Annotated in this window: 22 protein-coding genes and 1 tRNA gene; 19 read left to right on the top strand and 4 right to left on the bottom strand. The window is 45.4% G+C overall.

The features are described from left to right. Nucleotides 1-18: 18 nt before the first annotated feature. The 11 genes from rph to yihA all read left to right on the top strand — a co-directional run bounded on the left by rph (nt 19) and on the right by yihA (nt 11516). Nucleotides 19-810 carry a ribonuclease PH gene (gene rph, locus BN1691_RS01735; protein ID WP_048600509.1) on the top strand — a complete coding sequence of 264 codons (792 nt, stop codon included), beginning with the start codon at nt 19-21 and terminating at the stop codon, nt 808-810. A 3-nt stretch (nt 811-813) separates the two neighbouring features. Further along, complete coding sequence (locus BN1691_RS01730) at nt 814-1428, top strand: XTP/dITP diphosphatase (RefSeq protein ID WP_231638324.1); 615 nt, start codon at nt 814-816, stop codon at nt 1426-1428. A 4-nt stretch (nt 1429-1432) separates the two neighbouring features. After that, nucleotides 1433-1972 (top strand): metallophosphoesterase family protein, encoded by a 540-nt coding sequence (locus BN1691_RS01725; protein ID WP_048600508.1) that lies wholly within the window; start codon nt 1433-1435, stop codon nt 1970-1972. 86 nt (nt 1973-2058) lie between these two features. Next, nucleotides 2059-2135: transfer RNA gene (locus BN1691_RS01720), tRNA-Arg, on the top strand. Nucleotides 2136-2233: 98 nt separating this feature from the next. Next, nucleotides 2234-3193, top strand: coding sequence for a hypothetical protein (locus BN1691_RS01715; protein ID WP_048600507.1), 960 nt, complete (start codon nt 2234-2236; stop codon nt 3191-3193). 175 nt (nt 3194-3368) lie between these two features. After that, entirely contained in the window at nt 3369-4664 is a 1296-nt protein-coding gene (tig, locus tag BN1691_RS01710; RefSeq protein ID WP_048600506.1) for a trigger factor, read from the top strand. A gap of 90 nt (nt 4665-4754) precedes the next feature. Then, complete coding sequence (gene clpP / locus BN1691_RS01705; RefSeq protein ID WP_269431173.1) at nt 4755-5384, top strand: ATP-dependent Clp endopeptidase proteolytic subunit ClpP; 630 nt, start codon at nt 4755-4757, stop codon at nt 5382-5384. A gap of 10 nt (nt 5385-5394) precedes the next feature. Next, nucleotides 5395-6657, top strand: a complete 1263-nt coding sequence (clpX, locus tag BN1691_RS01700; protein ID WP_048600505.1) for an ATP-dependent protease ATP-binding subunit ClpX — start codon at nt 5395-5397, stop codon at nt 6655-6657. Between the two features lie 129 nt (nt 6658-6786). Further along, nucleotides 6787-8457 (top strand): ATP-dependent protease LonB, encoded by a 1671-nt coding sequence (gene lonB / locus BN1691_RS01695; protein WP_261795524.1) that lies wholly within the window; start codon nt 6787-6789, stop codon nt 8455-8457. 135 nt (nt 8458-8592) lie between these two features. Beyond that, a complete protein-coding gene (gene lon, locus BN1691_RS01690; protein WP_048600504.1) occupies nt 8593-10926 on the top strand; it encodes an endopeptidase La in 2334 nt (777 codons plus the stop codon). Next, the gene (yihA, locus tag BN1691_RS01685) at nt 10926-11516 is read left to right on the top strand and encodes a ribosome biogenesis GTP-binding protein YihA/YsxC (RefSeq protein WP_048600677.1); all 591 of its coding nucleotides are present in this window, start codon (nt 10926-10928) and stop codon (nt 11514-11516) included. Before lon ends, yihA begins: the two co-directional genes overlap by 1 nt. A gap of 86 nt (nt 11517-11602) precedes the next feature. Here the strand turns inward: yihA and BN1691_RS01680 are convergent, their stop codons facing one another. The 4 genes from BN1691_RS01680 to BN1691_RS01665 all read right to left on the bottom strand — a co-directional run bounded on the left by BN1691_RS01680 (nt 11603) and on the right by BN1691_RS01665 (nt 15251). Next, nucleotides 11603-12571: a DMT family transporter gene (locus BN1691_RS01680; RefSeq protein WP_048600503.1), complete on the bottom strand. Its 969-nt coding sequence runs from the start codon at nt 12569-12571 to the stop codon at nt 11603-11605. A 79-nt stretch (nt 12572-12650) separates the two neighbouring features. Next, nucleotides 12651-13472, bottom strand: a complete 822-nt coding sequence (locus tag BN1691_RS01675; RefSeq protein WP_048600502.1) for an ABC transporter permease — start codon at nt 13470-13472, stop codon at nt 12651-12653. After that, entirely contained in the window at nt 13465-14238 is a 774-nt protein-coding gene (locus BN1691_RS01670; protein ID WP_053083678.1) for an ABC transporter ATP-binding protein, read from the bottom strand. Before BN1691_RS01670 ends, BN1691_RS01675 begins: the two co-directional genes overlap by 8 nt. A 5-nt stretch (nt 14239-14243) precedes the next feature. Then, a complete protein-coding gene (locus BN1691_RS01665; protein ID WP_053083677.1) occupies nt 14244-15251 on the bottom strand; it encodes an ABC transporter substrate-binding protein in 1008 nt (335 codons plus the stop codon). A 170-nt stretch (nt 15252-15421) separates the two neighbouring features. Between BN1691_RS01665 and hemA the strand changes: the two genes are divergently transcribed. The 8 genes from hemA to hemG all read left to right on the top strand — a co-directional run bounded on the left by hemA (nt 15422) and on the right by hemG (nt 23999). After that, nucleotides 15422-16795, top strand: a complete 1374-nt coding sequence (gene hemA / locus BN1691_RS01660; protein ID WP_048600501.1) for a glutamyl-tRNA reductase — start codon at nt 15422-15424, stop codon at nt 16793-16795. A 22-nt stretch (nt 16796-16817) separates the two neighbouring features. Continuing rightward, nucleotides 16818-17660: a cytochrome c biogenesis protein CcsA gene (gene ccsA, locus BN1691_RS01655; RefSeq protein ID WP_048600500.1), complete on the top strand. Its 843-nt coding sequence runs from the start codon at nt 16818-16820 to the stop codon at nt 17658-17660. A 35-nt stretch (nt 17661-17695) separates the two neighbouring features. Further along, nucleotides 17696-18616 carry a hydroxymethylbilane synthase gene (gene hemC, locus BN1691_RS01650; RefSeq protein ID WP_048600499.1) on the top strand — a complete coding sequence of 307 codons (921 nt, stop codon included), beginning with the start codon at nt 17696-17698 and terminating at the stop codon, nt 18614-18616. A 4-nt stretch (nt 18617-18620) separates the two neighbouring features. Further along, nucleotides 18621-19424 carry a uroporphyrinogen-III synthase gene (locus BN1691_RS01645; RefSeq protein ID WP_048600498.1) on the top strand — a complete coding sequence of 268 codons (804 nt, stop codon included), beginning with the start codon at nt 18621-18623 and terminating at the stop codon, nt 19422-19424. A gap of 110 nt (nt 19425-19534) precedes the next feature. Continuing rightward, nucleotides 19535-20518, top strand: a complete 984-nt coding sequence (gene hemB, locus BN1691_RS01640; RefSeq protein ID WP_048600497.1) for a porphobilinogen synthase — start codon at nt 19535-19537, stop codon at nt 20516-20518. 18 nt (nt 20519-20536) lie between these two features. After that, nucleotides 20537-21583 (top strand): uroporphyrinogen decarboxylase, encoded by a 1047-nt coding sequence (hemE, locus tag BN1691_RS01635; RefSeq protein WP_048600496.1) that lies wholly within the window; start codon nt 20537-20539, stop codon nt 21581-21583. Nucleotides 21584-21593: 10 nt separating this feature from the next. Then, a complete protein-coding gene (hemH, locus tag BN1691_RS01630; RefSeq protein ID WP_048600495.1) occupies nt 21594-22523 on the top strand; it encodes a ferrochelatase in 930 nt (309 codons plus the stop codon). 3 nt (nt 22524-22526) lie between these two features. Beyond that, nucleotides 22527-23999, top strand: a complete 1473-nt coding sequence (gene hemG / locus BN1691_RS01625; RefSeq protein ID WP_048600494.1) for a protoporphyrinogen oxidase — start codon at nt 22527-22529, stop codon at nt 23997-23999. Nucleotide 24000 lies beyond the last annotated feature (1 nt).

The raw sequence follows: 24000 nt of genomic DNA, 5'->3' as shown, positions 1-24000 counted from the left end.
TTGAAGGAGGAATAGCCAATGCGTGTTGATGGACGTGAAGCGGATCAATTGCGAGAAGTAAAGATCGAGCCCAATTATCTCAAACATCCAGAGGGGTCTGCATTAGTTCAATTTGGCGATACGAAAGTGATCTGTACAGCCAGTGTTGAGGAACGTGTCCCACCATTTATGCGGGGAGAAGGTAAGGGCTGGGTTACAGCCGAGTATTCCATGCTACCTCGTGCTACCCAAATCCGTAACGCTCGGGAGTCCACAAGGGGGAAGGTTGGAGGCAGAACCATGGAAATTCAACGTCTTGTGGGACGAGCACTCCGCTCTGTGGTGGATTTAGAAAAGCTCGGGGAACGCACGATCTGGATTGACTGTGATGTGATTCAAGCAGATGGTGGAACACGTACGGCTTCCATTACCGGGGGCTTCGTGGCGATGGTTCTGGCTATTCAGTATCTGATGGATCATGAACTTCTCCGCCAATCTCCTATTACAGATTCTTTGGCAGCGATTAGTGTAGGCGTTGTTCAAGGTGTTCCTATGCTGGACTTATGTTATGAAGAAGACTCCCATGCGAAAGTGGATATGAATGTGGTCATGACAGGGAATGGCAAATTTGTTGAGCTGCAAGGAACTGGCGAGGAGTCACCATTCTCCACGGAAGAATTGACACAATTAATCCAACTTGCTCGTAAAGGGATTGCCACCTGTATGGAAGCACAGCGGAAGGCATTAGGCGATGCTGTTAGCTTAATCAGAACCACTGAGTCAGCTTCGAAAGAAATAGAACAGGACAAGGTACAGCGGGAGGAAAGATAGACGATGGAGAGTAGAGAATCATTTATGACCCTTGTGCTAGCAACTGCAAACCAAGGGAAGGTAGAGGAGCTTCGGGAGATGGTGAAGCCATTTCATTTAGAGGTGAAGAGCCTTGCCGATTATCCAGAAATTCCTGAGGTTGAGGAAGATGGAACAACCTTTTATGAAAATGCACTAAAAAAAGCAAAAACGATTGCTGATCTTTTGCACCTGCCAGTGCTGGCTGATGACTCGGGGTTAGAGGTGGATGCTCTTCAAGGGGAACCAGGGGTCTATTCTGCTCGTTACGCTGGCGAGCATGGAAATCATACAGCCAATAATCTTAAGCTCCTGCAAGCACTTCAGAATATTCAGTGGGAGCAACGGACTGCACGCTTTCGCTCGGTGCTCATTCTCATCCTGCCAGGTGAGGAACCCATTGTAGCAGAGGGGAAATGCGAAGGCTGGATTACCAATGAGATTCATGGTAGTGGAGGCTTTGGCTATGATCCACTCTTCTATGTGGAAGAGTATGGCAAAACATTGGCTGAAGTAACCATGGAGGAGAAGAATCGAATCAGTCATCGCGGGAAAGCAATGAGGGCGATGCTACAGCATATCGAGCGCCTAAAGAGGTGAGAGTATGACGGAACTGGTCATCGTCAGTGATACACATGGGAGAATAGCAAACTGGCATAATCTATATAACGCCTATCCTCATCATCTGATTCTACATGCAGGTGACCACGAACAAAATGTAATGGAAGGGATACCAGATGGAGCGGAACGTATCAAGGCAGTACGGGGAAACTGTGACTTGGAAAGTTCCTTACCAACAGAGCGATGCTTTGCTTGGAGTGGCTACCAATTGATGTTGGTTCATGGCCATCTTCACCACGTGAAACACTCTTTACTTCCATTATTCTATCGAGGAAAAGAAAAAGGAGTACAAGTGATTGTTTTTGGCCATACCCATCAACCCTTGGTGGAGGTCATGGATGGCATTCTCTTTATCAATCCTGGAAGCTTGGTGAAGCCTCGTGGTGTACCACAAGGTAGCTATGCAATGTTGTCCATTGAAAAAGGACGCTGGTCAGTGAAGTATTTGACTGATCAGCATCAACCAGTGGCTGCATGGGGAATGAATGGTATCATTCAGGATGATTTATTCATAACAGGATAAGCAAACCTATGATGGCAATATACTGTGGGATATTGACGTGCTTAAGCTCCCCGATTATAATAAGAACTGTCGCCTTTTAATCTATTGTCTCAGTAGCTCAGCTGGATAGAGCAACGGCCTTCTAAGCCGTCGGTCGGGGGTTCGAATCCCTCCTGAGACGCCAGTTCAGTCATCATAGGGCATTGCCGATTCGGGTAGTGCCTTTTTTATATTCATAAGTGCCACGATACATATCATCTTAAACAGAAATGAGTTGACATGATGCAAACCCATGAAAAAGTAATTCCCTTTCCAATGGAGCGGGTCTATGAAGCGACATTGGAAAAAGTGATCGCTCTCTTTCATGCAGAAGAGTATCAGGCCTTGCTCAGCCACGCAGAATATATCCTGAATGATCGTTTGGATTGGTCCATTGTTCGTATCTATATGGCTTCCTTAATTCAGCTAGAGCGGTATGATCAACTCTTTACATTTCTCCGAGAATTGCTGAAGGATGACCAATTAAGCGAAGAGCAGAGACTCGAATGTGAACAGCTCTTACGTCTACAGGAAGATAGTCTGTTATATGTTTCAGATGATTTAGCGATGGATGCTCCCACTTTTGCCCTCACTGAACAGCAGAATATACGGCAACGGTTTGTGGAAGATGAAGAGTTTCGTACGCGTATTCTCACACAATTACAGAGTGAATCTGGTACCAAACGACTTCAAGCTCTAGAAGCCTGCCAATATTCTCCTTATGATAACGAGATGGAAGCATTACTAATATCCTGCTTAGAAGATCCTTCCGAGGAACCACTAGCGAAGGCTTTTATCCTTCAATTGCTCCGACGTTGGGAAAGAACTGGTTCTTGTCGAATTGGGACAGCAGCTGGGATCGTCGAAATTCCTATTGCATCTGTGCCGCGAGATGAGACGGATCTTAATGATGAGGAACAGCGTATTTTGCGTAAAACGGTGAAGCTGTTAGAGCAGGAGGCTCCTCACCTCTTGCCAGCAGTTCGTCCAACTTGGATCATGTTCCTGATCTTTAGTCTTCCAGTGAAGCGAGATTATCGGAGAATCGATGCTTGGGCCCAAACATTGGCCGCCTATTGTCAATATTTGCATGGCATTGATCAGTACAAGGATTCCACAGCACTTGATGCAGATCCAGATCTTCTCTATCTAATGGATAAGATTATGCAACATCCTTTTGCACCAATTGTGTTACAGGATTAAATGACAGTTGAACAGGCTAAAATGAAAGTAGTTCACTTGAAATGAGTTTGGCTTATGGTATAATGTAATGGTTATTATGTCAAAATGGACTCGGTGTGCTTATTGGAATACATAGCTAGACGATATTGGCTGCCATAGCGCCTGATGAATGATAGGCTTGTAGGAGGAGAATACTATGAACGTTACCATTGAAAACAAAGAGAAAAATCAAGTTACACTAAAAGTAGAAGTAGAACCAGAACGTTTTCAAACTGCATTAGATCAAGCGTTTAAGAAGGTAGTGAAAAAGGTTTCCGTACCTGGATTCCGTAAAGGTAAAGTGCCTCGTAAAATTTTTGAACAACGTTTTGGTGTAGAATCACTATATCAAGATGCACTTGATATTCTACTACCTGATGCATACTCCGAAGCTGTTGAGCAATCAGGCATCGAACCAGTTGATCGTCCAGAGATCAATCTAGACAATATCAATCATGAAGAGCCTCTTGTCTTTACTGCTGTTGTCACTGTGAAGCCAGAGCTACAGCTAGGTCAATACAAGGAACTAGAGCTTGAAGCCAAAGACTTCAGTGTGAAGGATGAGGATATCGAGCATGAACTACATCATATGCAAGAGCAACATGCAACCCTCATTGTCATCGAAGATGGTGAGATTGAAAAGGGTGATATGGCCCGTTTTGATTTTGCTGGTTACAAGGGCGATGAAGCATTTGAAGGTGGTACAGCTACTGATTACACCTTGGAGATCGGTTCTGGACAATTCATCCCTGGCTTTGAGGAACAAATGATCGGGATGAAAGTAAATGAAGAACGCGATATTAATGTGACCTTCCCAGAAGATTACCATGCTGAAGAGCTTGCAGGTCAACCTGTTGTATTCAAGGTAAAGGTCCATGAGATCAAGCGGAAACAGTTTCCCGCTCTTGATGATGAGTTCGCAAAGGATGTAAGTGAATTCGATACCCTCGAGGAATTGAAGGCCGATCTTCGTAAGGAACTTGAAGAACGTGCTGCAGAGGATGAACTCAACTACAAGCGAGACACCTTGCTGGAGAAGGCTGCTGAGAATGCAACGCTTGAGATTCCAGATGTAATGATTGAACATGAAATTGATCATATGCTAGAAGATTTCAATCGTCAGTTGCAAATGCAAGGTATCAGCTTAGACCAGTACTATAAATTTACTGGAACTGATGAAGAGCAGATCCGTGAACAGTTCAAGGCTGACGCTGAGAAGCGTGTTCGCATCTCCTTAACATTAGAAGCCATTGTGAAAACAGAAAATATCGAAGTGACTGATGAAGAAGTGCAAGAAGAACTCAAGAAGCTAGCAGAGACCTATAATCGTAGCGTCGAAGAGATTCTTTCTATCTTTACTATGCAGGGTAGCGGTTTAGGTACCATTACTGAAGATTTGAAACGGAGAAAAGCAATCGATCTCTTAGTGGAAACAGCTAAAACAGTTGCATAATTACAGAAGTTTGCATACATTAATTATAAAGAAACAAGGCACGATGGTTCGTGCCTTGTTTTTCAACAAAATTGTAAAGGAGGCGTGGCGATGAGCCAAGTCCAAAATAGTCAACCAATGATGAACTTGGTACCGATGGTTGTGGAACAAACAAACCGAGGAGAACGAGCCTATGACATCTATTCTCGGTTATTAAAGGATCGAATTATCTTCATTGGTACTCCCATTGATGATATGGTGGCCAACCTAGTTGTTGCACAGTTGTTGTTCCTGGAAGCGGAAGACCCTGAGCGGGATATCCATCTATACATAAATTCGCCTGGAGGCTCCATTACAGCAGGCATGGCAATCTATGATACGATGCAGTACATAAAATCAGATGTCTCTACCATATGCGTGGGAATGGCAGCATCCATGGGTGCTTTTTTACTTGCAGCTGGAGCCAAAGGTAAACGGTATGCATTACCCAACAGTGAAGTGATGATCCATCAACCCTTAGGTGGCGTACGAGGACAAGCGGCTGATATTAAGATCCATGCAGACTGGATCATCCGGACGAAGGAGAAAATGAATCATATTCTTGCAGCTCGTACGGGTCAGCCCTTGGAGCGGATTGAACGGGATACCGATCGGGATAACTTTATGAGCGCAGAGGAAGCAGAAGCGTATGGCCTTATCGACAAGGTGATTACCCGCAAAGCTGACCAAATAAAGGGGTGAATCGAAGCTCATGTTTAAATTTAATGATGAAAAAGGGCAACTAAAGTGCTCGTTTTGCGGCAAGACACAGGATCAGGTACGTAAGTTAGTAGCTGGTCCAGGCGTCTACATCTGTGATGAATGTATCGAATTATGCAATGAAATCATTGAGGAAGAATTAGGGACAGAAGAGGAGTTTGAGCTTCAAGAGATCCCGAAGCCTTACGATATTCGGAAGCATCTTGATCAATATGTTATTGGTCAGGATCAAGCGAAAAAGACCTTGTCAGTAGCTGTCTACAATCATTATAAACGGATCAATGCAGGACAAAAGAGCGAGGATGTCGAGCTCTCCAAGAGTAATATTTTGCTTCTTGGTCCTACTGGTAGCGGTAAGACACTCCTAGCCCAAACATTAGCACGTATCATCAATGTTCCATTTGCTATTGCTGATGCTACCTCGCTCACGGAGGCAGGGTATGTGGGAGAAGATGTGGAGAATATCCTGCTCAAGCTGATCCAATCGGCTGACTACGATGTCGAGAAGGCTGAGCGTGGAATCATCTATATCGACGAGGTGGATAAAGTGGCTCGTAAATCAGAGAATCCTTCTATTACAAGGGATGTTTCTGGTGAAGGGGTACAGCAGGCACTTCTAAAAATCTTGGAGGGTACAGTAGCCAGTGTTCCGCCTCAAGGTGGACGTAAGCATCCCCATCAAGAATTTATTCAGATTGATACCACGAATATTCTCTTCATCGTTGGCGGTGCCTTCGATGGCATCGACCAGATTATAAAACGTCGGATTGGGAAGAAAGTGATCGGCTTCGGTTCCGATGCAACCACAACCAATCTTTCTCATGGAGAGATATTAAGTAAGGTGATGCCAGAGGATCTATTGCGATATGGATTGATTCCTGAATTTGTGGGACGAGTACCTGTCATCTCTACACTAACTCCTCTCGACGAAGAGGCCTTGATTCGTATCCTAACAGAACCGAAGAATGCCTTAGTGAAACAGTATCAAAAGCTACTGGATCTAGATAATGTTGAGCTTCAATTCGATGATGGTGCATTAAAGGCCATTGCAGAAGAAGCGATTACACGCAAGACCGGTGCCCGTGGGTTACGCGCTATCATTGAAGGGATCATGCTAGAGATCATGTATGAATTACCTTCTCGTGATGATGTGAAGACCTGTATCATTACGGAGGCTTGTGCGCGGCATAAGGAAGCTCCAACCCTATTAAATGCAGAGGGTCAGCCCATGCAATTCGATAAAGAGAGCGCATAATAGAGGTTGAACCATAATTGAAGAAGTAAAAGGGAAGGTTGAATTTTACAACCTTCCCTTTTTAGATCTATAAACCTGAATCTTCTCGGCAATACTGTTAAAAGAATATGGTTTTAAGGAGGGGTTTAGGTGACTCAGTTCTTTGTGTTGATTAATATGATTTTCACCATCGTAATCGGTGTGTATTTTTGGAACCTATTAAAAAATCAGCGCACCACCAAAACAACAGTGGATCGTGAGACCAGAAAGGAATTGGTACAATTACAAAAGATGCGCTCGATCCAGCTTTCCGAGCCATTAGCAGAGAAAACACGTCCGCGTACCTTTCATGAAATCGTGGGTCAGGAGGATGGAATCAAGGCTTTACGAGCAGCTCTCTGCGGTCCCAATCCTCAGCATGTGTTGATCTATGGTCCACCTGGTGTAGGTAAGACAGCTGCAGCCCGTGTGGTTCTAGAGGAGGCAAAGAAGAGTCCCTACTCACCTTTCCAGGAAGAGGCGAAGTTTGTAGAATTAGATGCAACAACAGCCCGCTTTGATGAGCGAGGGATCGCTGACCCTCTCATCGGATCTGTTCATGATCCCATTTATCAAGGTGCAGGGGCGATGGGACAAGCAGGGATTCCTCAGCCAAAACCTGGAGCCGTTACCAAGGCCCATGGCGGCATTCTCTTTATCGATGAAATTGGTGAACTCCATCCGATTCAGATGAATAAGCTATTAAAGGTCTTGGAGGATCGAAAAGTAATCCTTGAGAGTGCTTACTATAGCGAAGAGAATCCTCAGATCCCTCGTCACATTCATGATATCTTTCAGAATGGATTGCCAGCAGATTTTCGCCTTGTGGGAGCTACTACACGAACACCTGATGAGATCCCTCCTGCCATTCGTTCACGTTGCATGGAGATCTTTTTTCGCCCACTGTATGCCAAGGAGATTGATCAAATCACAGAGCAAGCCTTAGAACGGATCCAGTTCAGCGCAGAGGAGGGAGCATTAGCCATTATCTCTCAATATGCTCATAATGGACGGGAGGCTATCAATGTATTACAGCTTGCAGGAGGGGTGGCGTTGACAGAGAATCGCAATGAGATCCTCTGTAGCGATATTGAATGGGTGGTCCATAGTAGTCAAAAGCTTCCCCGTTATGAGCAAAAGATTAACCACGAAGCAAAGATGGGGATCGTAAATGGCTTGGCTGTTTATGGTCCAAATATGGGGGCGATTTTAGAGGTTGAGGCGATTGCCATTCCTGTTAAGGAAGGGACAGGTCGGGTAGAGGTTACTGGTGTCGTGGAGGAAGAGACGATCGGCGCTGGAGCACGTAAGCTCCGGAGAAAAAGTATGGCGCGGGGAAGTCTCGATAATGTTTTAACCGTGATCCGTCAACTTGGTCTTACACCAGCCAATTACGATATTCATCTCAACTTTACTGGTGGGATGCCGATTGATGGACCTTCGGCAGGAATTACCATGGTCACGGCCATTTATTCAGCAATTCAACAGATTCCAGTCAGTCCTTTGCTAGCCATGACAGGTGAAGTAAGTATTCATGGGCAAGTGAAGCCAGTAGGGGGAATCATCGCCAAGGTGGAGGCGGCAAGGCGCGCTGGTGCTCGGAAAGTACTAATCCCTAAAGAGAATTATCAAACGATTTTTCAAACATGGAGCGATATTGAAGTGCTCCCCGTCAGTCGAATCGATGAAGTGATTCATCACTCCTGTGGAGAAGCTCTGGAAAAAGTGGTGATTCCACCACGGGTAGAGATTATCAGTGTTTCACCATCCATCCATCCGTGAGCCTTAACATTGGAAAAGATTAGACAAGATCCAGGGGTTAAGATACAATGAATACAGCATCGAGAAGCGATAAAGAAAAGATAAAAAAGTTTCGGGAGATACCTGTAGGAACGAGCTCAAACGGAGGTGCGTTACATGGAAATTCAGGCAGAGCAAAGAACGATACCTCTCTTGCCTCTACGTGGGTTACTTGTATTTCCCACCATGGTGCTACACCTTGATGTGGGACGTGAAAAGTCCATTTCTGCATTAGAAGAAGCGATGGTGGTTGACAAGCGAATCCTATTAGCAACGCAGGAAGATGTGGAGATAGAAGAACCAACGGAACAAGAGATTTTTCGAGTGGGGACCGTAGCAGAAGTGAAACAGATGTTGAAGCTTCCTAATGGTACCATTCGTGTGTTAGTAGAAGGCTTATATCGTGCACAGATTGTTCAATATGTGCAACATGAACCCTTCTATAAAGTGGAGAGCATTCTCCTTGAAGATGTGGAAGATGATAATCCTGAATTAACAGCGATGACAAGAATGGCTGTGAAGCAATTCGAGCAGTATATTAAGCTATCTAAGAAGATCTCAACAGAGACACTCAGCACGATTCAGGATATTGAAGAACCTGGACGCTTAGCTGATATTATCTCTTCTCACCTTCCCTTAAAATTGCAGGAGAAGCAGACGATTCTTGAATTAAATGATGTGAATGAACGTTTACAGCAGCTTCTCGTCTACTTGAATAATGAGACCGAGGTACTAGAACTAGAAAAGCGGATCGGCTCTCGCGTGAAAAAACAGATGGAAAAAACGCAGAAAGAGTACTATTTGCGAGAACAAATGAGAGCCATTCAAAAAGAACTCGGTGAAAAAGAAGGCCGAAACGGCGATGTTGATAAATTACGGGAGCAGCTCTCTGAAGCAGCTCTACCTGATCATGTTCGTGAGGCTGCCGAGAAGGAATTGGATCGTTTGGATAAAATGCCAGCTTCTTCTGCGGAAAGCAGTGTCATTCGTACTTATATCGAGTGGCTTCTTCAGCTTCCTTGGCAGAAGCGGACAGAGGATCATTTGGACATTCACCATGCAGCAGAAATTCTCGATGCAGATCATTACGGTTTAGAGAAACCAAAAGAACGAGTGCTAGAATACTTGGCCGTTCAACAGATTGTGGAACGGATGAAGGGTCCCATCCTCTGCTTTGTGGGTCCTCCCGGTGTGGGGAAAACATCGTTGGCGAAATCCATCGCGCGTGCGTTGGGACGTAAATTCGTCCGTGTTTCCTTAGGGGGTGTACGAGATGAGGCAGAGATCCGTGGGCATCGGCGGACCTATGTAGGTGCCATGCCAGGCCGAATCATCCAAGGTATGAAAACAGCGGGAACCGTAAATCCTGTCTTTCTTTTAGATGAAATTGATAAGATGTCCCATGATTTCCGTGGAGATCCTGCTTCTGCTTTATTAGAGGTGCTGGACCCAGAACAGAACAAGAATTTTAGTGATCATTATATTGAGTTGACCTATGATCTATCCAATGTCATGTTTATTGCAACTGCCAATGTGATCCATGAAATTCCTCAGCCCTTATTAGATCGGATGGAAGTGATCCATATCTCTGGATATACGGAGCAGGAAAAGCTGAGGATCGCAGAGGATTACTTAATTCCTAAGCAATTGAAGGCTCATGGTCTAGGTAAGGATAAACTGCAAATTCGTGAGGAATCCTTGAAGAAAGTGATTCAAGAATATACCCGTGAAGCTGGCGTTCGTAACCTAGAGCGGGAAATCGCAGCCATTTGCCGTAAAGCAGCGAAAGCGGTGGTTGCGAAAGAGAAGAAGCGCGTCGTGGTTACGCCAAAGATCTTGGAGGATTTTCTAGGCAAGCCTCGCTTTCGTTATGGGATGGCAGAGCAGGAGGATCAGGTAGGGGCTGTGACAGGCCTTGCTTGGACTCAGGTTGGTGGCGATACATTAACGGTGGAAGTAAGTGTACTACCTGGTAAAGGTAAATTAATCTTAACCGGTCAGCTAGGCGATGTAATGAAGGAGTCTGCGCAGGCTGCTTTTAGCTATGTACGATCCCGCTCCGAGGCATTAGGCATCGATCCAGAATTCCATGAAAAATACGATGTACATATTCACGTGCCTGAAGGAGCGATCCCCAAGGATGGACCATCGGCTGGGATCACGATGGCTACTGCATTAGTCTCTGCATTAACCGATCACCCGGTTCATCGGGAAGTGGGGATGACAGGAGAGATTACCTTGCGTGGTCGGGTATTACCCATTGGTGGTTTAAAGGAAAAATCATTAGCAGCTCATCGCGCTGGATTAACCACCATTGTGATTCCGCGGGAGAATGAGAAGGACCTTGATGATTTGCCAGAGAGTGTTCGGAAGGAACTAAAATTTATTCCTGTCGAGCATCTTGATCAAGTGTTAGAAGTGGCACTGGTGAAGGAGAAGATGCAAGCGTGATAAAGATTACCGATGCAGAACTCATCATCAGTGCAGTGAAGGAATCCCAATACCCTGGTGGTCAGCTACCTGAGCTGGCCATCGTGGGACGATCTAATGTGGGGAAATCTTCATTTATTAATGCCATGCTACAGCGTAAGAAGTTAGCTCGTGCCAGTGCTAAGCCAGGTAAGACGCGTACGCTCAACTTCTATCGCATTAACCAACGCTTCTTCTTTGTAGATCTTCCAGGCTATGGATATGCCCAGGTTTCCCAAGAGGAGAAGCAGAAGTGGGCTCAATTTATTGAGGCCTATCTTAGCCAACGTGAACATCTCATTGGTGTCATTCAAGTGGTCGATCTTCGTCATCCCCCTTCGAAGGATGATATCGTGATGTTCGACTGGTTACAAGCGATGGAAGTACCCACCATTGTAGTAGCGACGAAGGCAGATAAGCTCCCACGTAGTAAACTACAACAGCACCAGAAGGTGATCCGTGAGACACTGGAGATGAAAAAGGAGACGCCTCTCCTGCTCTTCTCTGCGGAGACAGGATCAGGAAGAGAGGAAGCGTGGTCAATCATTGAGTCCTTCCTAGGTGAGGTTTAATACCTTTCCTATAAAGATGAGGGTGACAACGTAGGCTGCTTTAAGCAGTCCTGCGAGTCACCCTCTTTTTGTTAATGTGAATCATATTAACGATCCATATCATGAAGCTTTGCCTGTGTTGATGCACTAGGGATCAATCGTTTCTTCAGCAATCGTTCCAAGGGAATCTCAGCAAGGATCATCCCAGTAAGGATCAGAACCATTCCCCAAAGTTGATTCCCCATGAGAATTTCTCCTGCAGCAAGGACACCGGTCAAGGCAGCGAAGACAGGTTCAGTGGCGTAGATAAGTGCAACCCGTGTAGGCGAGGTCCACTTCTGAAACTCTGTCTGGACGAAATAGGCTAATGCTGTACAGAACAAGCTAGTAATGAGCAGGGCAAACCAGAGATAGGGCTCAGTCAGCGTCGATAGGGAAAAGGTGATTTGGAGTGCAGACTCCTCTACTCCACCGATAGCTAAGAGACCACCTATGAGCCAGTTCATGATGGAGACGGTGGTAATCTGTACAAAGGCTAAGGGCATGGAAGGAAACTGCATGGTATAGCGTCCTGTGAGAACAATATGCATGGCAAAAGCAATGGCACAGAGAAATACGAGAAAGTCCCCCTTTTCAATAGCGAGCGAGCCATTTAAGGTGAGAAGATAGAGACCACCTGTAGCTAAGAGAACCCCTACCATGGCTTGTGGTTTAATGCGCTGCTTGCTTAGGAGGAAGGCAAAGATAGGAACAAGAACCACACTGAGGCCAGTAATGAATCCTGCCTTTGATGAGGTGGTATAGAGTAGACCCCAGGTTTGAAGGAAGTAACCAGCAAATAACCAGATACCAAGGAAAATGCCAGTGCGCCATAATCGACCATTCATTTGTGTAAGCTGATGGGGATAGAAGAGACGAATAATGAAGAGTAAAAAGAGTGCACCCATGGCAAAACGAATTCCATTAAAGGCTAAAGGAGGTAGTAGATCTACTGCACGTTGCACCACAACAAAGGTCGATCCCCAAACCATTGCAACAAAAAGTAGTGCTAAGTCCGCTACTAGTGATTTTTTCATCATGTACCGCTCCGTTTCGATCTCAATAATATTCTAATTATATCCCACATGGAGCGGTTGGTTAAGCAGAATCTTGATCTCAGCGTCGTAAGATTCGGCGTTCGATATAGCTCACCCCTTGATACATGATGGTAGCAAATAGACCGATGAGTAATAGGCTCAACATCACGAGGGTCAAATTGAAGACCTGAAAGCCATAGATCATCAGGTAGCCCAAGCCTGCCTTCGAAACCAAAAATTCACCCACAATGACGCCTACCCATGCCAAGCCTACATTCACTTTCAGTGTGGCGATAATACTTGAAAGAGAGGCAGGCCAGACGATTTTACTAAAGCTTTGTCTTTTCGTAGCGCCAAAGCTCCGGGCTAGCTTAAGGTAATTCTCATCCACTTCCTGAAAACTACTATAGACTACAATAATGGTTACAATAATGGAGATGGCGATGGCCATGGTAATAATGGCGATGTAACCACCACCAAAAGCAACGATGAAGAGGGGGCCTAGTGCAACCTTGGGTAAGCCATTGAGAACCACGATGTACGGATCAAGCACCTTGGAGAGAAAAGGCGAGAACCAGATCAGGATGGCTACCAATGTTCCAAGGATGGTTCCAAGTAAGAAACCGACAATGGTCTCTAGGATGGTGATGATTGCGTGGCGGTAGATTTCACCAGTGCTAATCATCTCAAGGAAGAGTAAGAAGATCTTTTTTGGAGAGCTAAAGAGCAGGGGATTGATCCAATGGAGGGAGGATGCCACCTCCCATAAACCCAGGAGGAGAAGCAATAATGTAAGCTGAGAAAATTTGATCAACCAGTATTCTCGTCGAAGCTGGCGTAAATATTGGCGATGCTCTTCATTTTCACCCACTACTTGAAATTGCTTTAGCAATTTACTCATATCGTCGTAGCTCCTTCCAGATTTCTTCAAAGTAGTGTTGGAAAATGGGAAATTGACGTACTGCGAAAGGAGAAGCTTCTCGGAGTTCTGGAGGTATAGAAAGCTCATGAATCAATGTGCCTGGATTGGCGGAGAGCAGGAAAATACGATCGCTCATGGCAATAGCTTCGCCAATATCGTGTGTAACTAAGATGCCTGTTTTTTGATGGCGTTTCAAGGTGCATTTCACCAATTCCTCTAATTGAATCTTGGTCTGATAATCTAAGGCAGAGAAGGGTTCATCGAGAAGAAGGACCTCCGGTTGAATAGCCAATGTACGGACGAAGGCGACACGTTGTCGCATTCCTCCCGAAAGCTGATCAGGATAAGCATCCTTATAGTCAAGTAGACCGATCTCTTCGAGGAGATGGAGAGCTGCTTCTCGATTCTCCATTTGATCACGTTTTTGAATCTCTAATCCTAAATAAAGATTCTTTTCCACCGTTCGCCACTTTAAGAGGTAATCCTGTTGAAGCATATAGCCCACCTGTGGGCGTTCCTCCACATTTGAGCCTTTTCCAATCTGAATCCTACCTGATGAGGGGTGGATGAGACCAGCGATGAGCGAAAGGATGGTACTCTTTCCACACCCACTCGGTCCGACAAGGGAGACAAACTCACCTTCATGAATTATAAAGGAGATATTATGGATCGCTTGAACTACGCGGTGGCGGGTGATGTATTGTTTACTTACTTGCTTCAATTGAATGAGGGGTGTAGAAAACATGATTTTCACCTGCCTTGTTCCATAGCAGCTTTGGCAAATTGCGTATTGATGATCAATTCATAAGGTACTTTTTTGGGTAACTCTCCTGCGAGCTCCATCACCTCTTCAAGATGATGATATTCCGTTTCATCAATAATCGGATCCGTGGCCCAGGAACCTTGATTTTTATAACGCTCCAGTACCTTGATTAATAATTCTTGTTCAATATCTGGAAAAGCAGGCTGAATGACCTGAGCTAGCTCTTCAATGGAGTGTTCATTGACCCAGATCTGAGCACGATAGATGGCATTGGTGAATTGTTGAACCACCGTTGGATTTTGCTCAATCATACTCGCTTTTGTAATATAGACGGTATACGGGAGATTTCCACTACTTTCACCGAATGATGCGACCACATGTCCATGGCCCTCCAACTCAATTTTGGAAGCAACTGGTTCAAAGAGCTGAGCAAATTCACCTGTTCCTGAGATAAAAGCGGTGCCTAGATTGGCAAAATCAATATTTTGGATGATCTCCAGATCCTCATGGGGAACTAAGCCCTGTACGTGTTGTACGTACTCACTTACCATTTGGGGCATTCCCCCCTTACGCTGTCCCAGGAGCACACGTCCTCTGAGCATTTCCCATTGAAAGTTTTCAATGGGTTCTCGGGAAACGAGAAAGGTTCCATCAGTTTGGGTGAGCTGGGCAAAATTGATGGCTAAGTCGGAAGCCTCCTGCTGTGCGACATAGATGGTTGTTTCCGTACCGACAAGGATGATATCTGCTTCGCCGCTCAACAAAGCAGTCATAGTTTTATCCCCACCAAAAGCGGTGGTTAATTGAACATCTAGCCCCTCTTCCTTAAAGAACCCCAACTCTAATGCCACATATTGTGGAGCATAAAATAAGGAATGGGTCACTTCAAACAAGCGAACAGGAATGGGCTCGTCGCCTTCCCCTGAGCTATTTGTTTGACATCCTGCCAAGAGAAGTGTAAAACAAAGTAGGAAAGCTATTAAACGCAGTCTCATCTGATCAACCTCCCTCTTGTATGACTACTGATTAACCTATGCCCTCTCGTGACAATTTGTTCACAAATGCTGTCAAGAAGATACAGGAAGCATGTTATAATAAGGGCGATATTATGATCAGTTACTGCCTTATTCATAGAAAAAAAGGGAGGATATGGGGTGGTGATTCCATGCATGTAATGGTTGTAGGTCTCAATTATCGTACAGCGCCTGTGGAAGTCCGAGAAAAATTCGTTTTTCAAGCGGATGAATTACCCCGTGCCAACTATATTCTACGGAACACCAAAAGTATTCTTGAGTGCATTATTGTGAGCACATGTAATCGGATGGAATTGTATGCTGTGGTGGATCAAGAGCATCCAGGGAGCCACATGCTGAAGGCGTTTCTATCCTCTTGGTTTGGTATTCCCGTAGAACAATTTTCCCGGCATCTCTATATTCACGTAGAGGATGATGCAATTCGCCATCTATTCCGTGTAACTACTGGCCTCGATTCCATGGTTTTAGGTGAAACCCAGATTCTTGGTCAGATTCGTGATGCTTTTCAGGTTGCTCAGCAGAATGGAAGCACAGGAAGTGTCTTCAACACGCTGTTTAAGCAAGCAATCACCCTTGCAAAGCGCGCACATTCTGAGACTGAGATCAGTCAAAATGCGGTCTCTGTTAGCTATGCAGCCATTGAATTGGGGAAGAAGATTTTTGGCACTTTTGCGAAGAAGCGCGTCTTATTAATTGGCGCAGGAAAGATGAGTGAACTAACAGCCACTCACCTAAATGCCAATGGCGTTGCAGATGTAATGGTTATCAACAGAACCTTAGAGAAGGCACAGGAGATGGCCCAACGCTTTAATGGAACCGCACTTCCTTGGGATCAATTGGTTGATGCATTATTGGAGGCAGATATTGTAATTAGTTCTACCAGCGCTACCAAGGTGATTCTGAAGGCTGAGGATGTACGCCCAGTCATGAAGCGTCGTCAATACCGGCCACTCTTTATGATCGATATTGCAGTACCTCGTGACTTAGATCCAGTTCTCCAAGAAATTGAAGGCGTTTTTCTCTATGATATTGATGATCTTGAGGGCATTGTAGAAGCCAATTTAAAAGAGCGGGAACACGAGGCAGCAAAAATTGAAGTCATGATTGAGAAAGAGATTGAAGAATTTCAGCAATGGTTAGAGATGATGGGAGTAGTTCCTGTTCTAGCAGCACTCCGAGAGAAGGCGAATAGCATCTATGAAGAGACGATGCGCAGCCTAGAGAACAAGCTTCCAGATCTATCAGAACGGGAACGGAAGCAGATCCGTAAGCATAGCATGTCCATCATTAATCAACTATTGAAGGACCCGATTATTCAAACCAAGGAATTAGCAGGAAACGCTCAGCGTGAGGAGCGATTACAGATCGTGAGCCAAATGTTTGGGATTGAAGAACAAGTGGTACAAAAGCAAAGAATGGATGCAGAACGTCGCCGTCTCGCTGCAGAGCAAACCATTGAGATGGTTGGCCTAACTGTACCATTTGAAAAGGCGCCTGCTCGTTAAGTAGGGGAGGACGTAACGATCAATGTATGGAAATAATTGGCTAATTGATTTTGTAATTTTTCTATATGCATTAAGCATTTTCTTATATTTCACAGATCTTCTCCAAAAAAACCGGAAGGCAAAGCAAATTGCCTTCTGGTTATTAACTATTGTTTGGGTTGTCCAAACCCTTTTTTTTATCGTGCAAATTATGGAAAAAGAGTATTTCCCCATCTTAACATTGTTTGAAACCCTCTACTTTTATTCATGGCTACTGCTCACACTAGCGTGGTTGATCAATTTTCTCTGGCATGTGGATTTTATCTTTATTTTTACCAATCTCATCGCCTTTACCGTCTTGGTCATCTGCTGGTTTGTGAAGCCCGCCCCATCCTTACTTGTAGCAGAGCAACATGAATTGATCTCTGAACTGCTCTTCTTACATATTGGTATGAGCTTGATGAGCTACGTCGCCTTTTCATTATCAGCGATCTTTTCATTCTTATATCTACTACAGTATCGCCGTTTGAAGCGCAAACGAATCAACTATCGTTTCATGCGTCTACCTAGCCTAGATCAGCTTTACCACTTCTCGTACTATCTCAATTTGTTAGGACTTACATTGTTGGTAACAGGACTAATCGTTGGCTCCATTTGGGCTACTAGTATCTTACCGCTGTCTGCATGGGTCCTTGATCCAAAAGTACTTATGTCGGTTGTAGTTACACTCTTTTACTCATACTATTTCTATAAGTATTTGCAAGGAAAAGAGAATGGGAATGGTATTCGCCTTGCCTGGTGGAATTTGCTCTCTTTTAGTACCATTATTATCAATTATATTTTTTCTTCAACCATCTCCCAGTTTCACCTTTGGTTTCCTAACTAATGCACAACCAGAATGAAGGGATTGGAGGAATTAGAATGAGAACAATCATTGTGGGCTCCCGTCGGAGTCAGCTAGCATTAACCCAGACTCGTTGGGTGATTCACCAATTAGAAGCACTTGGGCTTCCTTTTCAATTTCAAATCGAGGAGATCGTCACGAAGGGTGATCAAATTCTCGATGTGGCATTGAGCAAGGTAGGTGGAAAAGGCCTCTTTGTTTCTGAAATCGAGCAGGCCTTATTGGAGGGGCGGATCGATTTTGCGGTTCATAGCATGAAGGACATGCCAGCGGTGATTCCCGATGGGCTCATGCTAGGTGCGGTTCCAAAACGTGTGGATCCTCGGGATGCATTCATATCCAGAGAAGGTATTCCTCTCGCTGAGCTTCCGCAAGGTGCCGTGATCGGAACCTCTAGTCTACGCCGTTCAATTCAGCTTACACAGTATCGATCGGATCTCAAGATCGCCATGCTTCGTGGTAACCTGGATACACGCTTACGCAAGTTAAAGGAAGGCCAGTTTGACGCGATCATCCTTGCTATGGCAGGCCTTCAGCGCCTACAGTGGGAGGATGTGGTGACAGAAGCACTGGATACAGAGATCTGTTTACCAGCTGTTGGTCAAGGAGCCCTTGCCATTGAGTGTCGTGCTGATGATCAAGAGGTTCGCCAGCTCCTTCAACAGATTCATCATGTAGTCACCGCAGAAACAGTGGCAGCAGAACGGGCATTCCTCCGCAAGCTCGAAGGAGGTTGTCAGATTCCAATTGGGGCCTTCTGTGAGAAGCTAGAGAAGGGTTATCGTCTCCGGGGCTTTGTGGCGGATCCAGATGGAAGTGCTTGGCTAAAAGAAGAGATGACTGGTGCAGATCCAGAGACCCTCGGCATTGGATTAGCACAACATTTCCTCGATCAAGGAGCCAAGCAATGGATCGAGCTTGCGAAAGAGAGGATGTAGTGAGATGGATGAGCTACCGCTAAGGGGACGCACCATTGTTGTAACACGTTCAGCGAAGCAAAGTGAAGCGTTTTGTTCCCAACTGGAGCAGCTGGGAGCCAAAGTCCTCTCCCTCCCCATGATCGACATCATCCCTCCGCAGGATCCTGAGCCCTTTCATCAGGCGGTTCAACAAATTACCCAGTATAATTGGGTCATGGTAACCAGTCAAAATGGGGTAGTAGCATTTTGTTATGCATTACAGGAGGAGGGGATAGTTCCCTCGCAATTGACTAACCGTTTTGTTACCGTGGGTAAAAAAACAAAGAAGGCCATGGAGAATTGTGGCATCCAAGTGGAGTTGATGCCGGAGAAATTCGTTGCAGAGGAGATCTGGGCGCTCCTTCAGCATCAGGTGAAGGCTGGAGAGCAGGTGCTCTATCTTCGTGGAAACCTAGCTCGTCCTTATTTGATCGAACAGCTGGAGCAAGCAGGCTTGCATGTAGATGCACCTGTCTGCTATGAGACAGTTCCTGCCCAAGGCTCCATTAAGCCACTCTATGAGCAATTGCTCAAGCAGAAGGTCGATGCGATCACTTTCACAAGTCCATCGACGGTTCATTATATGATCCAAGGGTTACAAACACTTCAATCAACCTTGCCCATTACTGAACTTCTCTGTAATGTGCGGCTGCTAGCCATTGGTCCTATTACTGCTCAGGCGCTTCAAGCCCATGAACTTCCTGTGCATGGCATGGCCGAGGAGCATACAGTAGATGGATTAGTCGTAACACTCTGTAAGCTTTTTTCCGAGACATCTCAGCGATAAACCATTATAATGAGAATGAACATTATTTCACATTGTTCATATGGATGAATCAAGTCAAGTGGATAAATTCATGTGGATGAATCAAGTAGATGAATAGGAGGCTTCGAAAGATGATCACAGAATTTGATCGTCATCGCCGCTTACGGCAGACATCAACCATTCGTAGGATGGTACGGGAAAATCATGTTTCAGTGGATGATCTCATTTATCCCATTTTTGTGGTGGAGGGTGAAAATCATAGGGATCCCATTCCTTCCATGCCAGGGATCTATAACTTTTCCCTTGATCGCTTGAAGGAAGAGATTGATGAAGTGGTACAGCTCGGCATTCCTAGCGTGATTCTGTTTGGTGTTCCACATCACAAGGATGCAGTAGGCTCTGAAGCGTATTGTGATACAGGGATTGTCCAACAAGCAATCCGTAAGGTGAAGGAATGGGCACCGGAATTGGTGGTTGTGGCAGATACTTGTCTCTGTGAGTACACCGATCATGGTCATTGTGGTGTGGTAGAGAATGGGATCGTAAAGAATGATAAGTCGTTGGAACTCCATGTAAAAACTGCAGTGTCACAAGCAGAGGCAGGTGCTGATATTATCGCTCCTTCCAACATGATGGATGGCTTCGTTTTAGCCATTCGCGAAGGATTAGATGAAGCAGGATATACGGATATTCCCATCATGTCCTATGCTGTGAAATATGCATCAGCCTATTACGGACCATTCCGTGATGCTGCTCAGTCAGCTCCACAGTTTGGTGACCGGAAGAGCTATCAAATGGATCCTGCTAACCGCCGCGAAGCCCTGCGCGAAGCGACTTCTGACGCAGTGGAGGGGGCTGACATCCTAATGGTGAAGCCAGGTTTACCCTACTTGGATATTCTACGTGATGTCCGCAACTCATTTGATTTACCCATGGCTGTATATAATGTAAGTGGGGAGTATGCCATGGTGAAGGCTGCAGCTATCAATGGCTGGATTGATGAAAAACGTATTGTAATGGAAACGATGGTAAGCTTCAAGCGTGCAGGTGCTGATCTGATCATCACCTACCATGCAAAAGATGTTGCTAAATGGTTGAAATCAGGAGAAAACTAAGAGGGACGAGGTGAGGCAATGAAGTTCAATGATACATTGTTACGTGCTGCCCGAAAAGAGCCTGTGGATTTTGTGCCGGTCTGGTATATGCGTCAGGCAGGAAGATATGACCCGGACTATCGGAAGATCAAGGAGAAATACTCCCTCGTAGAGATCACCAAACAACCAGAGCTCTGTGCAGAAGTGACGATGTTACCTGTACATAAGCTGGGTGTGGATGCAGCTATTCTCTATTCGGATATCATGACGCCCTTAGAGCCCATGGGAGCCCGTTTTGAAATCGTTGGTGGCCGTGGCCCTGTCATGGATCATCCCATACGAACGGAAGAAGATGTGGAGAAACTACGTGCACTTGAACCAGAGGCTGATTTGCCTTATGTGATGCAGACCTTTGATATCTTAATTAAGGAATTGAACGTTCCACTCATTGGTTTTACAGGTGCGCCTTTTACCTTAGCCAGCTATTTGATTGAGGGTGCACCCTCCAAGAATTATATCTATACCAAACAGATGATGTTTGGCCGCCCTGATTTATGGCAAAAGTTAATGGATAAATTGGGCGATATGGTAATTACGTATATTAAAGCGCAGGTTGCCCATGGTGCGAAGATCGCCCAAGTTTTTGATAGCTGGGTAGGAGCACTTGCACCTTGGGATTATCGTACTTATGTTTTTCCAACCATGCAACGGATCTTTGCCACACTAAAAAAAGAGGTGGATGTTCCATTAATCTATTTTGGTGTGGGTGCTGGGGAGTTGCTTTCTACTTGGGGTGAGTTGGATGCTGATGTCATCGGTTTAGACTGGCGGATCACCATTCCCGATGGCTATCACCGAATCGGTGCACAGAAGGTGGTACAAGGAAACCTCGATCCTACCCTACTGATGGCACCGTTTGAAGTGGTGCAGGAACGGGCGAAAGCCGTGATTGATCAGGGCTTAGATCTTCCTGGACATATCTTTAATCTCGGTCATGGCCTTTTTCCCCAGGCTCCCATTGATCAGTTGCAACGTTTAACGGAATTTGTTCATGAATACGGAGCACAGGTTAAACAGAATAAGTAGGTGATGAACGATGGCCAAACGTAAAATTGCTGTTCTTGTGATGGCGTATGGTACACCTCATACGCTGGATGAAGTAGAAGCCTATTATACGCATATCCGTCGCGGTCGTAAGCCTTCTGAAGAAGCCCTTGCCGATCTAGTGGCTCGTTATGAAGCTATCGGTGGCTGCTCACCGCTCTTTGCTCGGACCCTTCAGCAGGTAAAAGCATTGGAAGATCAATTGAATCAACAGGATCAGGACATTCAATATACTGCTTATCTGGGAATGAAACATATCTCTCCATTCATTGAAGAAGCAGTTGAGCAAATGGCGCAAGATGGGATCAAAGAGGCTGTGGGTTTGGTGCTCACACCTCATTACTCAACCATGAGTGTCGGGAGCTATCTAGAGCGAGCGCAAGAGAGCTGTCAAGCTCATGGGATCAAGCTACACGCCATTCATGATTGGTACCGACTGAAAGAGTTTATCGATACGTTAGCGCTACGCTTACAGAATACGCTAATACAATTGAATACGGTGCCGATTACGCAACAGCGGGTACTCTTTTCTGCCCATAGTTTGCCAAAGCGAATTCTAGACATGAGGGATCCCTATCCCCAACAGCTGAAGGAAACCTGTGAGCTTGTGGCGCAGCGTACTTCTCTTCCTGTATGGAGCTTTGCTTGGCAGAGTGCAGGGAAGAGCGGAGAAGAGTGGCTAGGACCTGATCTTCTGACGATGCTGGATCAATTGGCAGCAGAAGGAGTGAAGGGCGTTGTAAGTTGCCCCATCGGATTTGTCTCGGATCATCTGGAGATTCTTTATGACTTGGATATTGAAGCAAAACAGCATGCGAACCAATTGGGTATAACTTGGTTACGTACACCTTCCCTAAATGCAGATTCACAACTGATAACAGGATTAGCTAACATGATTATGAATCGAATAAAAGAGGGGTAGTGCATGGATAATCAGAAGAAGCAGCAAGTACTAGTGGTCGGTGGTGGTATTGCCGGCTTAAGCACCGCATATTACATCATGAAATATCGTAATCAACATCAACTGCCAGTTACTCTCACCTTGGTTGAACGGGCTGAGCGGTTAGGTGGTAAAATCCGTACTACAAGGATCGATGATTGTATCATGGAGGAGGGCCCTGATTCCTTTATTGGTCGGAAAACCATTATGGTGAGGCTGAGTCAGGAATTAGGTATTGATGATGAGCTAGTAGGCACCAACCCCAAGGCTCGGAAGAATTATATTCTGCTTCATGGTAAGATGCATCTGATGCCACCAGGCTTAATGCTAGGAATTCCAACGCAGTTCAAGCCCTTTGTGAAGACAGGACTTGTTTCGCCAATGGGGAAATTACGGGCTGGGATGGATTTAGTTTTGCCACGAGGCGAGGCGAAGCAAGATGAATCCTTAGGTGGCTTTTTACAACGACGCTTGGGCAAAGAGGTGGCAGAGTGTTTAGCTGAACCGCTACTCTCTGGGATCTATGCAGGGGATACGCAGAAGCTAAGTCTAATGGCTACTTTTCCTAACTTTCGGACCATCGAGCAAGAGCATCGCAGCTTGATTAAGGGGATGATGTTTTCCCGTAAGCCCAAAGGACCTACAGTGGCACCAGGTGCTGTGAATAGTCAAGTGCCTCAGGCTTCTCAAGGAGCTCCATTACCTCCCATTGTGAAGAAGAGTGTTTTCCTCTCCTATGGGAAAGGGTTTGATCGCGTGGTTACACGCTTGGAAGAAGAATTACGCAAAGACTGTGAGGTTAAAACAGGGGTGGAGGTCCAGCGCATTGAACGTGCTGGGGAAGGCTATGAAGTGACGATGAGCGATGGAGTCACTTCCTACTACGATAATGTAGTATTAGCTACACCAACCTTTGTCATGGGAAAATTATTACCCCAGTTCTCGAAGCGGGATCACCTGCTTAATCTCCCTTATGTGACGGTGGCCAATGTGGCTCTTGGTTTTGAGCGGAAGGAGGTTCACCATCCTTTAGATGCATCAGGTTTTGTGATTCCCCGTACTGAAGGACGAAAGATCACTGCATGTACCTTTATTTCGGTGAAATGGCCTCATACAGCATCTGATGATAAGGTGGTGCTCCGCGTATTTATTGGACATGCTGGAAATGAAGCAGACTTGAGCATGAGTGATGAAGAGTTTGTCCAGATTGCCCGTGAAGAATTACGAGAACTGACAGGCATTGATGCTACGCCACTCTTTCATAAGGTAAATCGTTGGCCCCAATCCATGCCCCAATATAATGTAGGGCATCTGGAGCGGATGGCTGAGGTGGAGGAAGCCATTGTTCAAGAGTATCCTGGCCTCTATTTAACAGGTTCCGGTTTCTATGGTGTGGGTGTTCCAGACTGTGTTACACAGGGAGAGAAAGCCGCACGAAAAGTATTGAAGATGGATTAGA

Origin of the sequence: Rubeoparvulum massiliense, assembly GCF_001049895.1 — a bacterium.
GTDB lineage: Bacteria > Bacillota > Bacilli > Rubeoparvulales > Rubeoparvulaceae > Rubeoparvulum > Rubeoparvulum massiliense.
The sequence above is the reverse complement of the archived record's forward strand: the minus strand, read 5'-3'. Positions and strand labels throughout refer to the sequence as shown.